General features: G+C 57.0%; 12 protein-coding genes. 6 read left to right on the top strand and 6 right to left on the bottom strand.

The genetic code is table 11. The annotated features are described in order from the left end of the window. Positions 1 to 189: 189 nt before the first annotated feature. The 3 genes from trxB (at position 190) to ASE07_RS08420 (ending at position 2737) form a co-directional block, all read left to right on the top strand. Positions 190 to 1146, top strand: a complete 957-nt coding sequence (gene trxB / locus ASE07_RS08410) for a thioredoxin-disulfide reductase (protein WP_057290566.1) — start codon at positions 190 to 192, stop codon at positions 1144 to 1146. A gap of 144 nt (positions 1147 to 1290) precedes the next feature. Then, the gene (locus ASE07_RS08415) at positions 1291 to 1929 is read left to right on the top strand and encodes a Smr/MutS family protein (protein ID WP_057290361.1); all 639 of its coding nucleotides are present in this window, start codon (positions 1291 to 1293) and stop codon (positions 1927 to 1929) included. Between the two features lie 205 nt (positions 1930 to 2134). Beyond that, the gene (locus ASE07_RS08420) at positions 2135 to 2737 is read left to right on the top strand and encodes a trimeric intracellular cation channel family protein (protein WP_057290362.1); all 603 of its coding nucleotides are present in this window, start codon (positions 2135 to 2137) and stop codon (positions 2735 to 2737) included. A 22-nt stretch (positions 2738 to 2759) separates the two neighbouring features. Here the strand turns inward: ASE07_RS08420 and ASE07_RS08425 are convergent, their stop codons facing one another. After that, positions 2760 to 3098: a P-II family nitrogen regulator gene (locus ASE07_RS08425; protein ID WP_057290363.1), complete on the bottom strand. Its 339-nt coding sequence runs from the start codon at positions 3096 to 3098 to the stop codon at positions 2760 to 2762. A gap of 61 nt (positions 3099 to 3159) precedes the next feature. Then, positions 3160 to 5226 (bottom strand): NAD(+) synthase, encoded by a 2067-nt coding sequence (locus ASE07_RS08430; protein ID WP_057290364.1) that lies wholly within the window; start codon positions 5224 to 5226, stop codon positions 3160 to 3162. A 282-nt stretch (positions 5227 to 5508) separates the two neighbouring features. Here ASE07_RS08430 and ASE07_RS08435 point away from each other — a divergent pair, with 282 nt between their 5' ends. Both ASE07_RS08435 and ASE07_RS08440 read left to right on the top strand, forming a co-directional pair. Beyond that, positions 5509 to 6648: a GNAT family N-acetyltransferase gene (locus ASE07_RS08435; RefSeq protein WP_057290567.1), complete on the top strand. Its 1140-nt coding sequence runs from the start codon at positions 5509 to 5511 to the stop codon at positions 6646 to 6648. 179 nt (positions 6649 to 6827) lie between these two features. Then, positions 6828 to 7817, top strand: coding sequence for a serine/threonine-protein kinase (locus tag ASE07_RS08440; RefSeq protein ID WP_235548397.1), 990 nt, complete (start codon positions 6828 to 6830; stop codon positions 7815 to 7817). An 87-nt stretch (positions 7818 to 7904) separates the two neighbouring features. On the opposite strand, the gene ASE07_RS08445 is transcribed toward ASE07_RS08440, so the two are convergent. Both ASE07_RS08445 and ASE07_RS08450 read right to left on the bottom strand, forming a co-directional pair. Continuing rightward, the gene (locus tag ASE07_RS08445; RefSeq protein WP_235548398.1) at positions 7905 to 9557 is read right to left on the bottom strand and encodes an HDOD domain-containing protein; all 1653 of its coding nucleotides are present in this window, start codon (positions 9555 to 9557) and stop codon (positions 7905 to 7907) included. A 183-nt stretch (positions 9558 to 9740) separates the two neighbouring features. After that, positions 9741 to 10637 carry a LysR family transcriptional regulator gene (locus ASE07_RS08450; protein ID WP_057290365.1) on the bottom strand — a complete coding sequence of 299 codons (897 nt, stop codon included), beginning with the start codon at positions 10635 to 10637 and terminating at the stop codon, positions 9741 to 9743. Between the two features lie 112 nt (positions 10638 to 10749). Here ASE07_RS08450 and ASE07_RS08455 point away from each other — a divergent pair, with 112 nt between their 5' ends. Further along, on the top strand, positions 10750 to 11625 hold the full coding sequence (locus tag ASE07_RS08455; RefSeq protein ID WP_057290366.1) for an EamA family transporter: 876 nt from the start codon (positions 10750 to 10752) through the stop codon (positions 11623 to 11625). Between the two features lie 82 nt (positions 11626 to 11707). Here ASE07_RS08455 and ppa read toward each other — a convergent pair whose 3' ends face one another. Together ppa and ASE07_RS08465 are read right to left on the bottom strand one after the other, a co-directional pair. Then, positions 11708 to 12247 (bottom strand): inorganic diphosphatase, encoded by a 540-nt coding sequence (ppa, locus tag ASE07_RS08460; RefSeq protein WP_057290367.1) that lies wholly within the window; start codon positions 12245 to 12247, stop codon positions 11708 to 11710. Positions 12248 to 12460: 213 nt separating this feature from the next. Beyond that, the gene (locus ASE07_RS08465) at positions 12461 to 13654 is read right to left on the bottom strand and encodes a heme biosynthesis protein HemY (RefSeq protein ID WP_057290368.1); all 1194 of its coding nucleotides are present in this window, start codon (positions 13652 to 13654) and stop codon (positions 12461 to 12463) included.

The following is a 13654-nucleotide window of genomic DNA, read 5'->3' on the forward strand; positions in this document are numbered from 1 at the left end:
TGTGATCAGCGGATTTTGGTCGACGCTCCGCCTCGCAGGGCATGTTCGACTATAATCTTAACCAGTTTTTCGGGTGCAATACTGACAGGCCGTTGAAATTTTGCCTTTTGGCGACATATGGATCGCAGAGGCGCCGTTTTCACTGCACTCACGCGCTTAATTGTCACAATTACTTACTCTTCTACTGCCATGGCAACCACCAAACACGCCAACGTTCTGATTATCGGCTCCGGCCCGGCCGGTTACAGCGCCGCCGTTTACGCTGCCCGCGCTAACCTGAAACCCGTCCTGATTACCGGTGTCGAGCAAGGCGGCCAGCTAATGACCACCACCGACGTCGAAAACTGGCCCGGCGACCCGATGGGCGTGCAAGGTCCGGAACTGATGCAGCGCCTGCTGCAGCATGCCGAACGCTTCAATACCGAAGTCATCTTCGACTACATTCACACGGCCAAGCTAACTGAAAAACCGATGCGCCTGATCGGTGATTCCGGCGAGTACACCTGCGATTCGCTGATCATTGCGACCGGCGCGTCGGCCCAGTACCTCGGCCTGCCCTCCGAAGAAGCCTTCATGGGCAAAGGTGTGTCAGCCTGCGCTACCTGCGACGGTTTTTTCTACAAGGGCCAGAACGTGGCGGTCGTCGGTGGCGGCAATACCGCGGTCGAAGAAGCCTTGTATCTGTCGAATATCGCGACCAAGGTGACTGTCATTCACCGTCGCAACAAGTTTCGCGCGGAACCGATCCTGATTGATCGCCTGATGGCCAAGGTCGCCGAAGGCAAGATCGAGGTGAAATGGGACCATACCCTAGACGAAGTGCTGGGTGACGACAGTGGCGTGACCGGGATCAGCATCAAATCGGTCAAGGACGGCAGCCTCAGCAAGGTCGACGTGCATGGACTCTTCATTGCCATCGGCCACAAACCGAATACGAGCCTCTTCGAAGGCCAGCTCGACATGCGGAACGGCTACATCAAGACCAGGACCGGTCTCGAAGGCATGGCAACCGCAACCAATATCCCTGGCGTGTTTGCGGCCGGTGACGTACAGGACCATGTGTACCGCCAGGCCATTACCAGTGCCGGCACCGGTTGCATGGCTGCACTGGACGCCCAGCGCTATCTTGAAAGCCTTGAGGACTAATAGCGGCCCCAACCCAGGGCGTAATAGGTCAGCATTGGTATAAGACCTCGCGTGTACGGAACCTGCAATGCGGATTCCGTACAAAGTAGTATCCCGGGACGCCATCGCAGGCCCTCTGCATCCCGGCCAAAGGAATAGCCCATCATGTCTGGCCCCATCAAGGATTTTGCCGCGCTCAAGTCCCTGCGAGCGGAGATCAAGGCAAAGGAAGAAGCCCGCAAGGCAGCGGAAGAAGAACGGCTGCGCCGCGAGAAAGAAAGCCGGCGCGATGCCGAACTGTTCCGCAGTGCGATTGGCGAGGTTGCGCCCTTGCGTTCCGCACCAAAGGTGCAACCCGTCACGCCGCGCCCTGCCCCGATCGCCCGTCAGCATCTGGCCGATGAACAGGCCGCGCTGCAGGAATCACTCTCCGACGAGTTCAATGTCGACACGCTGCTCGACACCGATGAAGCGCTCAGCTATGCGCGGGCCAATATCGGACCGGACACCTTGCGCAAGTTGCGTCGCGGCCACTGGGTTATTCAGGCACAGCTCGACTTGCATGGATTGCGTCGCGAGGAAGCCCGTGAGGCGCTGGCGGAGTTCTTGCGCAACGCCGTCAAGCGGGGCATACGCTGTGTCCGCATCATCCATGGGAAAGGCCTGGGTTCGGTCAACAAGGAACCGGTGTTGAAGAGCAAGGTACGCAGCTGGCTCGTGCAGAAGGAAGAAGTGATCGCCTTTTGCCAGGCGCGGGCAGCGGATGGCGGCGCAGGCGCACTGGTAGTGTTGCTGAAAGCTTGATTGTGCGCGTGTATAGCGCGGACAATGCATGCAAGCTGCTCTCCGCCTGGTCATTACACGATCACATAATTACACAGTCTCCCCATACCGGGACGCACTCAGGTTGTTCTCCATCCGGACGCAACACAGGGCGGCATTAGCAGGCAATTGCGCATTTTTCTACTTCCCCAGTATCATGCGCTGATTCCCACTCCATCCTGAGCGCATGTCCCTGATCAAAATCCTCGAAATCCTCGCCATCCTGGTCGGTGCATTTTCCGGCTTCATCGAGGCAAGGCAAAAGAAGATGGACGTAGTCGGGATCTTTACGGTAGCGTTTATTACCGCGTTCGGCGGTGGAACCTTGCGCGACATCCTGCTCGATAAGCGCCCGCTGTTCTGGGTCACCCATCAGGAATACGCAATCCTTATCTTCATACTGGCATTGGTGGCGGCACAGGCCATCAAGACGCTACGCAGACTGATTTCAGAACGCATGATCGTGATCGCGGATGCGCTTGGTCTCGGGCTGTTTTCCATCGTGGGGGTGTCGCAAGCATTGGAAGCCGGCATGCCGATCTTCATCGCGTCGATGATGGGCGTCATCACCGGCATTTTTGGCGGCATACTGCGCGATATCGTCTGCAATGAAATCCCGATGGTGTTGCGAGATGGCCGGCCTTATGCCATCTGCTCGTTTGGGGGATGCTGGATGTACCTGCTCATGCAAAAAACCGGCATTCCGCCAGATTTTTCACTGTGGACCAGTGCGCTTGCCATTGCGATCGCGCGACTGGTCACCTGGCATCGGGGCGTGCGGCTGGAATAAACCCGGCTTCGCGCCCAAATGATCAGACTGCGTCCGTGCCGGTTTCGCCGGTACGAATGCGGATAACCTGCTCGACTTCGCGGACGAAAATCTTGCCGTCACCAATCTTGCCCGTGCGCGCCGCCTTGATGATCGCATCGACTGCCTGCTCGACCTGCTTTTCATCAATAACCGCCTCGATCTTCACTTTGGGAAGGAAGTCGACGACGTACTCGGCGCCGCGATACAGTTCGGTATGGCCCTTCTGGCGGCCAAAACCCTTCACTTCGGTGACGGTCAGGCCAGTTACGCCGATTTCCCCGAGCGCTTCGCGCACTTCGTCCAGCTTGAATGGTTTGATGATTGCGGTAACCAGCTTCATAACAGCTCCTTCTTAGTAAATCGTCTACAAAATCTCAAGGCCGGCAAGTTCTATCCAACGATTATATTTCGACACGTGATGCATCGGGAATATTCTTCAGGTCCTCAAGCCAGACAACAGCCTCGGAATCACTCGGCGCACGCCAGTCACCGCGAGGAGAAAGCGAGCCGCCTGAACCCACTTTAGGCGAATTCGGTACGCAGGACCGCTTGAACTGGCTGGTCTTGAAAAACCTGTACAAGAAAATGCCCAAGTTGCGTTTAATCGCTGCCAGGTCATATTCGTTGCGTGCAACGTGGCCCCCTTCGGGCCAGCGACCGGCTTCCCGGTCGTTCCAGGCGGAGTAGGCAAGGAATGCCACCTTGGACGGCGCAAAACCGAAACGCAGCGTGTAATACAAATTGAAATCCTGTAGTTCGTAGGGCCCGATGACGCCTTCTGTCTTTTGCCCGGGTTGCTTATTGGACTTGCCAGGCACCAGTTCCGGACTGATATCGGTATCGAGGATATTGATCAGCACGTCTGACCCGGAATCACCGATCTGCCCGGTCTCGGCGACCCAGCGCACCAGATGTGTGATGAGTGTCTTGGGTACGCTGGCGTTCACGTTGTAGTGCGACATATGGTCGCCGACGCCATAAGTGCACCATCCCAGCGCAAGCTCACTCAGGTCGCCGGTACCAATGACGATGCCGTTCCGGAAATTGGCGATCCGGAACAGGTGGCTGGTACGCTCGCCCGCCTGCACGTTCTCGAAGGTGATGTCGTAGTCTTCCTTGCCTTCCGAATACGGGTGTCCGATGTCCTTGAGCATCTGAAGGCAACTTGGCCGGATATCGACCTCGCTTGCGGAACAGCCGACCACCTCCATCAACTGCCTTGCCTGCAGCAAGGTTCTGTCGCTGGTGGCGAAGCCGGGCATGGTAATGCCGATGATGTTGGTACGCGGCAGGCCCAGCCTGTCCATGGCTTTGGCACAGACCAGCAGTGCATGCGTCGAGTCAAGGCCGCCCGATACGCCGATGACAACCCTGGAGATCCCGGAAGCCGACAGGCGCTGCACCAGCGCCTGGACCTGGATGTTATAGACTTCTTCGCAGCGCTCATCGCGCCGCCTTGCATCGGAAGGCACATAAGGGAAGCGCTCGACGCTCCGGTTCAGGCGCATTGGCTTGTCGAGTGGCAGGTCGAGCTGGAAAGACACGACCCTGAATTTCGCCACTTCCAGCTGGTGCCGTTGGACCGAATGCCCGAAGGTGCCGGTACGCATGCGTTCGCGCGACAAGCGCTCGAGATCGACGTCGGCGTAGATTAAATGTGAGTCATCCGAAAAGCGCTCCGATTCGGCGAGCTTCTCGCCGTTTTCATAGATCAGCGCTTGTCCATCCCAAGCCATGTCAGTCGACGATTCGCCCTTTCCTGCCGATGAGTACAGATAGGCAGAAAGGCAGCGGGCCGACTGTTGCGACACCAATTGATGCCGGTAGCCGGACTTTCCGACCACGATATTGGATGCCGACAGGTTGACCAGCACCGTCGCACCCGCAAGCGCGGCGAAAGACGATGGCGGAATCGGCACCCACACATCCTCACAGATCTCGACATGGAACCGGAACAGCGGAAGGTTTTCTATCTCGAACAGCAGCGCCGCGCCGAAGGGAACGGTCTGTCCACACAGCGTGATCACCTCGGTCGTTGCACTGTCCGCGGCATTGAACTGGCGCGCCTCATAAAACTCACCGTAGTTAGGCAGGTAGCTTTTGGGAACGATGCCATGGATGCGTCCGCCGGACACGACGGCCGCGCAATTGAACAGCCGGTGTTCGACCCGCAACGGGAGACCGACGATCATGGCGATCGGCAATGTTCGGGAAGCCTCCACGATTGTCGCCAGCGCATCGATGCAGGCATCAAGCAAGGCGCGTTGATGAAACAGGTCGTCGCAAGTATAGGCGGACAGGCCCAGTTCCGGAAAAGCGATGAGCGCTGCGCCCTCGCCCGCCGCCCTGGTGGCAAGGACGATTGTCTCGGCGGCATTCGATACAGGATCCGCAACGCGGCAGCGTGGAACGCCTACTGCGACGCGTGCAAAGTCATGGGAATAAATGCTGAAAAATTCTTTAGCCATCTTTTTTCTTTACATTTGGGAAGCGACACGACATCAAACATGTCTACAGTTTTTGCGTAGAATGAACAACATAACCGGAAGTCGTATAACGGGTCAGGCCACGAGGGACAAGTCCGAATAAATAATATATTAACGATGCTTGCGCCTTGCGGAGCACTGTAGCCCAAAGCGGTCTCTGCCAAAGTGCTGCCGTACATCATTCATGCCATGGGAACCTGGCAGCGCCGCTTTTACTTCCACAGAGGCAACGATTTCGACCCTCGGACAGTCAAGTTATCAATAGTGAATTATCGCACGCGAATCATTTCTTCTCTTTCGGACCTTGGCCAGCAGGCATGGGATTCTCTTGTCTTACAGCAAACGGAGCGCAATCCGTTTCTGTCGTACGCATTTCTGCATGCACTGCATGAATCCGGCTCGGCATCACCCAGATCCGGCTGGCAGGTACAGTACCTGACGCTATGGAAAGCCGAAGTTTTGGAAGCCGCACTGCCCCTCTATGTCAAATCGCACTCCTACGGCGAGTACGTTTTCGACTGGGCCTGGGCTGATGCCTACCGGCGAAATGGCTTGGCGTATTACCCGAAATTATTGTCAGCGATTCCTTTCACACCGGTTTCCGGAAGCCGCCTGCTGGCAAGCGGTCCGGAAGCAAGAGCGGCGCTGATTGCGGCCTTGTGCGAACTTCAGGCGAATAACGATCTGTCCTCGACACACATCCTGTTTCCTCCGGAAGCGGAAGCCAAGGCATTACATGAAGCCGGTTTCATGCTGCGCAGTGGTGTGCAATTCCACTGGTTGAACAACGGCTACCAGGATTTCGAACAATTCCTGTCCACGCTCGACCGCAAAAAGCGCAAGAACATCCGTGCCGAGCGCCGCAAGGTGGAAGAAGCCGGCGTTCGTTTTCGCCGCGTCGGCGGACACGACGCCACTGACGCCGACTGGCGCTTCTTCAAGCGCTGTTATGACCATACTTATGCCGCGCACTATTCCACCCCGTATCTGAACCTCGATTTCTTTCGTCAGATCGGCACGTCGATGCCCGACAATATCCTGATCATCATTGCCGAGCGAGACGGCCGCCCCATCGCTTCCTCTCTTGTCATCCATGACGAACGCAACCTGTACGGCCGATATTGGGGGGCGATCGAAGAAGTGCCCTGCCTGCATTTCGAAACCGCCTATTACCAGCCGCTTGAATTCTGCATCGAGCGTGGCATTCAGTGTTTTGAAGGCGGTGCGCAAGGCGAGCACAAAATGGCGCGCGGCTTTCTGCCGCAAAAAACCTGGTCCGCACACTGGCTTGCCCATCCTTCGTTTGCCGATGCGATCGAACGCTTTCTCGAACAGGAAGTTGGGGGCATCGATGCCTACATTGACGAATTGAACGAACATAGTCCCTTCAGGCAGGCAAAATAACCAACAGTCAACCAAAGCCACCATATATCTGAACGAAGGCTGGCAACCGTACACATTTACTGCGTGTATTGCTTGCCAAAAACATCACTTCACGGCATTCTCACGTCATCATGACGATGCCGCCGCCAGCCGTTTTTTCTCATAGCCTGCCCGCCAACAGCAGGATCGGCCGCTTTTGCGTGACACGCGAACTGGGGCGCGGCACAGCCGGGTGTGTCTATCTGGCGCACGACCCCGTGATTGCCCGCGATGTGGCTATCAAAACCTTTAATCCGCGCCTCAATCTCGCCGAGAAGGTGCGCTTTGAACAGCAGTTCATCAACGAAGCACGTGCTGCGGGACGACTGTCCCACCCGCATATCGTCACGGTGTACGATGCGCTCAATGAAAACGGCACCACCTATCTGGCGATGGAATATTTGCAGGGACGCGAACTGAACCGCATCCTGGAAAACGGGCATCGTTATACACCCGATGAAGTCGCTTCGATCGCATGGAAAATCGCAGATGCCTTGCATCATGCGCATGGACGCGAAGTCATCCATCGCGATATCAAGCCGTCCAATATCTTCATGGTGAAGGATGATCATCCGAAGCTGATCGACTTCGGCATCGCACGCTCGCCGAACCGCCTCGCGGAGCGGCATGCGCCCGCGGACGAACCCTACACCATGGTCCGCGATAACAAGCTTCTCGGCACGCCCAATTACATGTCTCCCGAACAGGCCACGGGCAAAGCCATCGATATGCGTACCGATATCTATTCGCTCGGTACGGTGATGTATGAAATGCTGACAGGACACACACCCTTCAACGCAGAGCGCGCAGACAAACTGATTCAGCAGATCGCCTATAAGGCAGCGGCGCCGCCCATCGAAGTCGACGCCCGGGTGCCGGCAAGCCTGTCGCATATCGTCATGAAGGCCATGGCAAAGCGTCCGGAGAAACGCTATCAGACGGCGGAAGAACTTGCGCTGGATCTGAAGCGCTACCTGCTGAAGGAAAGACGTGCACGCAAGCACATGCGAATTTCCATTCCTGCCGTTTCGACAGCATCTGACAGCAATGAAACGACATCATCGGCTACCGTCGATGTGCGCACGGTGGCCGCGGGTGCAGGTGCCGTTGCGGTTGCGGTTGCCTGTGTCGCCTATGTGCTGCTGCGCTGATTCGTCATCAGTCGTACGCGACTCGACCAGGAGTCCTGGTGAGTCGTACGCATTTGCGATCGGTTATGTCCCGCAAACCAGTGACAATCAACGTGCCCGCAGCGCCGTCAACACCTGCCCCTTCAAGGTTTTGATCAACGCGGTCTCGTCGGGCGGCACTCCTTCCGGCGCGGCCTGTGTACGGTCTGCATAAAAGAAGCCCAGCGGCTTATTCTGGACCACCATTGGCAGGACGATGAAGCTGCGTGCGTCAGGCAGGAGCGATCGGTGCCACCCGGGTAACAAAGCACGAATCTTTGGCACGCTGGCATCCGCAATCATCAGGTCCGCATCGTTCTCCATCGCCAGATGGAATAGGTCATGCGACGCGGCGGCGGGGAATACAAATCCAGCCTGCCTTTGTGCGAAGTCGTCGCCCATCGAAATACGCGCGCGAAATTGCTGTGTCTGGCCATCCTTGAGGCAAATGGTGGCAAAACTGAAACCCATGCTGCCGTACAGCGTTTCCAGCACAAGAAGCAGCAAATCATTCACCTTGCAACGTCCGGACGCCATCATGTGCGTCACGTCCTGTACACCGGCAAGCAACAGGTCGCGCGCATTCATCGGCTTCCCGCTGGCATGGCGGTCACTCACGAACACCGCCTGATCGTCAGCAATCAGATCCAGCAGCAGTTCGCTCGGCAGGCCGGTATCTGCCGATGTGTCGGCGTCGACATTGGCATGGTTGCTGTTGCGGTCAGCTCCCGAAGCGGACTCAGTGACAGAATCCGGATGATCGTCCACATGCATGACCAGTTCCGCATTGCTGGCAAGGACCCGGGTTTCTTCGGCTACGCTGGCAAATAGCTGGCTCAGCTTGGCCTGATCGAGATTGAGTGCGTGCCCAAACCGGGTCAGCACCGCCTTGCCCGCCGCATCCTGTCCCGGATCATTCATGTCAGGGATAAGACGCGCCGCCGCGGAGCTGAACGCTGAAACTTGCTGCAGCCATTCCTGCCTTCCCTTGGCTGGCTTCAGTACGCCTGCGGGCGGCGAAGACAGGGCGAGGACGATCGTCTCGGGGATATTCCACTCGCGTAGCACAGCTTCACCCAGCAAGTCGAAACTGCAGCCCAGGACTTGCATCGACGCCTGGACCGGGGTGAACTTGCCGCTCTCGACCAGCCGCGCAATCTCGGTATAGAGACCATGATCGTGCGACGCAACCAGAAGCCGTCCGATATTCTTGAATAGCGCCGCGATTGCCGCTTCCTCCGCATCCTTGTACTGGCTGCGGCGCGCCATTTCACGACCGACGATGCTTGCACATAATGCATGGTTAAGTTCGGTGCGCACATTCTTGGCATGCCGCGTCGACATGCCGTCGACCAGCAGCATTGCCAGCGCGCTGGTTTTCACGACATCGAAACCAAGCAGGAAGATTGCCTTCGATACCGTGGTGACCGGCGTGCCGGAAGCGGTGCGATAGGACACCGTATTGGCGATGCGTAGAATCTTTTGCGTCAGTGCGACGTCGGACAGGATGAAATGCGCCAGCGCCCTGACCGCTTCATCGTCTGACGATGCCATTTGCACAACCCGCGAGACCGAACTGCCCAGCGCGGGCAAGTCCGCTTCGGCACTGATCTTTTGCAGCAGGCGGTCGCGCGCGCGGACGGCGGAATCATCATCATTGACACTGGCTGCCGATACAGGTGCAGCCACAGTTCCGCTTGGTGCCGTATTGTCGAAAACCACTTATAGGCTCCTGAGTATGCGTATGCTGATAGGGCCTATGATGAGCCATAGCCTGCACCTTGTCGATGCGCCGCGCCGTTCAGGCATGCGGCTCCCTTCTCCTCTATCGGCAAGAATGCAACAATATTGAGGCTGGCGCCCAGGTTTTTATAGCTGGACATGAACCGTAGGCAATGACCCGCATTAGTCCTTCCGCAACCCGTTTTCCACGGCATCAAGGAATAACCTTACCTTGGACGACAGATAGCGGTTCGGCAGATAAATTCCGTACAGCCACTTCTGCGGCTGCGCTTCAAATCCGGGAAGGAGGCGCACCAGCCGTTTTTGGGCGAGATCATCCTCGATCATGAAATCGGGCAGCAAGGCGAGACCCATGTCGCGTAGCGCGCATTGCCTGAGCCACTCGCTGTTACCGCAGCGGACACGAGGCGTCACCTGCACTTCGATGCTTCGACCTCCGGAAGTAAACTGCCATACATCCCTCGGCGAATTCGTGGTATCCGACAGGCAGTCGAGGGTGGCAAGGTCGGCCAAGTCGGCGAGGTCACGGACTTTTCGCCGTTTGAGATAGGCCGGACTGGCGACCAGATTCCAGCCTATCTTGCGCAGCCTGCGCGCGTAGACGTTCATGGGGATGTCATCGACAATGCGCAGCGCAATATCAATCGATTCCTCGGCCAGATCGAACAACTGGTTTGAAAGCGTCAAATCAAGCTGAATCTGCGGATAGGCGGCCATGAAATCATGAACGATATCGCCAAGGCTGGCATTGGCGAGGTTGGGTGGCGCGGTCACACGCAGTACACCTTGTGGCGTATCGAGGCGTCGCAAGACCTCTTGTTCGGCGGCGGCCACATCCGACAGAATCGCCTTGCAACGATGATGAAAAATTTCGCCTGCCTCGGTCAGGTTAATGCTTCGCGTCGTGCGATGCAAAAGGCGCGTATGCAATTCCTTTTCAAGGGCGGAGATTTGTTTGCTGACATGCGAGTTCGAGACTTCCAATCGCGCGGCGGCCAGTGAAAAGCTGCGCGTATCCGCGACGGCGGCAAAGACAACGATGCGCTGAAGATCTAGCATATTTTCCGTATAAAAATAATCCTTTTCCAGGAACCACTTTAATCATCACACGGAAATAATACAATCTTCACATCGTCACCTGCCAAGTGCCAAGCGCCACCGGCTCACTGTCATGAAACCTGCGGATATCCTCCTCGCCCTGCTTGTCGTCGTTATCTGGGGATTTAATTTCGTCGTCATCAAGGTCGGTCTGCAAGGTTTGCCACCGATACTATTCAGCGCCTTGCGTTTCGCTTGCGCCGCACTGCCGATGGTTTTCTTCGTTCGCAGGCCTGCCATACCGTGGCGCCTTCTGGCGGGGTATGCGACTTTCCAGTTCGCGTTGCAGTTCACCTTGCTTTTTTCAGGAATGAAGCTCGGTTTTCCGCCCGGTCTGGCTTCGCTTGTGGTTCAGTTGCAGGCCTTCTTCAGCATTGGTCTTGCGGTCATGCTATTGGGCGAGCGACCGATGAAAGCACAACTGTTTGGCGCACTCGTTGCCTTCAGCGGCATGGTCCTCGTCGCCATCCATCTACAGGCCACCGCCACAATCATTGGTTTTCTTCTTGTAATGGTCGCGGCGTTTTGCTGGGGAGTGGGCAATATTTTTACCAAGCGCATGGGAAAGGCAGATGCGTTGACCTTGGTAGTGTGGGGATCGCTTCTCGCGGCACCGCCCCTGTTCGTCGCATCCCTGCTGATTGAAGGACCGTATGCCATTGCAACGGCGTTTTCCCGATTGAACTGGCTGTCCGTCGGCGCGGTGTTGTTCCAGTCTTATCCAACCACCATTCTCGGCTTTGGCATCTGGTCAGTCTTGATGCGCCGGTATCCCACCGCGACCATTGCCCCGTTCAGCCTGCTGGTCCCCGTTGCCGGCATGATCAGTGCGTCGCTTGTGCTGGGCGAACCCTTGCAGTGGTGGAAAATTGCAGCCGGCGTACTGGTCTTGTGCGGACTGGCGCTTAACCAGTTCGGCGGAATGCTCGTAACGCGATTCGCCAAATAAAAAGCGCACTGCAAAGTGCGCTTTTTAAAACATCAGCATGTTTACCATTGCCTCAGCGAAGAGGCATCATGGTGCGCACCGCTTACTGGTCTTGTGACTTGCGGTAGGCTTCTGCGCTGGCGAGAATTTCTTTCTTCGCTTCTTCCGGGCCATACCAGCCGTCAATCTTTACCCACTTGCCTTTTTCCAGATCCTTGTAGTGCTCGAAGAAATGCTGGATCTGCTGCAGGCGCAGGTCATTGATGTCTTCCGGCTTCTGCCAGTGGGTGTAGATCGGGAGAACCTTGTCCACTGGCACGGCGAGCAGCTTCGCATCACCACCGGCTTCGTCCGTCATCTTCAATACGCCGATCGGGCGGCAGCGCACCACCACACCGGGGATCAGCGGAAACGGTGTAACCACGAGCACGTCGACGGGATCGCCATCATCGGAAATGGTTTGCGGAATGTAGCCGTAATTGCAAGGATAGTGCATGGCCGTGCCCATGAAACGGTCGACGAAAATGGCGCCGGTTTCCTTGTCTACTTCATATTTGATTGGGTCGGCATTCATCGGAATCTCGATGATTACGTTGAAATCGTCAGGAAGATTGCGTCCGGCCGGGACTTTATTCAGGCTCATGTTGCTCTCTCAAAAAGTAAGGAAAATTTCATAATGCGCGATTATAACGGCTTCGCCAGGAGCTTGTGCGGCGCAACAGATCGGGCCCTGCGCGCAATCAATCATCAATTGCCACAGCCTAGCAAGCGGGGCTTACACGAGGCTGAACTCGGGAAGCTAGACTTTTGGGCGGTTAAACCGGCACCTTGTGCAACGCGTTGCACAAGGTATAAATCACAGCATTGTCGCCAGTGCGCACTGCCGGTAATGTGATGCCGCCTCCTCGGGCTGGTTCAATGCCTCGTGCAACTGCGCAAGCTTAAGATGTGCTTGACGCACAATTTCCGAATCTGCAGCTTCATAAAGCGCTTGTTCGAGGTGGCGTTGTGCCTTGCCCCACAGTTTCTGGCGCAGGCAAAGCGTGCCGAGTGTGAGTGCAAGCTCGGGGTCCGTCGGGTGTTTCTGGGCCCACTCCTCGCAACGCTCGATTTGCGACAGCAATGCCGGCGAACCTTCGGCTGCCGCAGATTCCCCGTAGGCTCGTACAAGCCGGTCGTCCCACTCCACGCTCAAGGCTTTTTCGACGACCATCCTGGCATCATCATGCAGTCCTCTGGCATTAAATGCCATGGCGGCGCGTACCGCGACATAAGGTTGAACCCGGTCTTCCGTGGGAATGGTCGCCCAAACGCGACGAATCGATTCGGCGTCATGCGCCTGCGTCGTCAACAAATCTTCATAGGCAAGTTCGCGCAAGCGTTGGGACAAGGCAGGATGCAAGGCATTGCGTTTGTCCAGCAGACGCACCAGGCGAAGCACTTCCGGCCAGTTCTTGCCGCGCTGGTTCGCCTTCAGCGCGAGTCGCAGCGCATGGATATGCCGGGTGCCGCTGGAGTTGAGCTCTCTCACCGCTTCAAGCGCGCTCTCAGGTTCATGCCCATCGGTCGACAGCTCAATGGCGGTCATCAGGCGTGCTGTCTTGAGGCTGGGCTCCTGCACCTTTGAAAGCCAGAGGTCGCGGCGGGCGGACTGGCTCATCCGGTGCGCAGCTCTTGCCCCGATCAGGGCGGACAGGCCGGCGTTCTCCGGAGATTCGCCGGCACGGGTCGCCGCCTTTTCCGCATGGCCGAAACGACCTTCGAACAGCGCTTTGAGCGCATCGCGCAACGCGCGGTTACCTTCGCGCTCACGCTTTTCGCGGCGATATGCCGCGACCCGTTGCGGCATCTGCTGCGTGCTGCGGATGGCGTTCATGATGGCGTAGACCAGCACAAACAGCAGCACGACCAGGACGATGAACAGGTTCAGCGACAGGTCAATACGATACGGCGGATAAAAGAACACCACATTGCCAGGGTTGAACCGGGCGCCGACGGCGAGGCCAATCGCCGTGGCCAGCAGGATGACGAGCGTAATGAGGAAGCGCAT

This window comes from Noviherbaspirillum sp. Root189 (assembly GCF_001428545.1).
Lineage (GTDB): Bacteria > Pseudomonadota > Gammaproteobacteria > Burkholderiales > Burkholderiaceae_D > Noviherbaspirillum.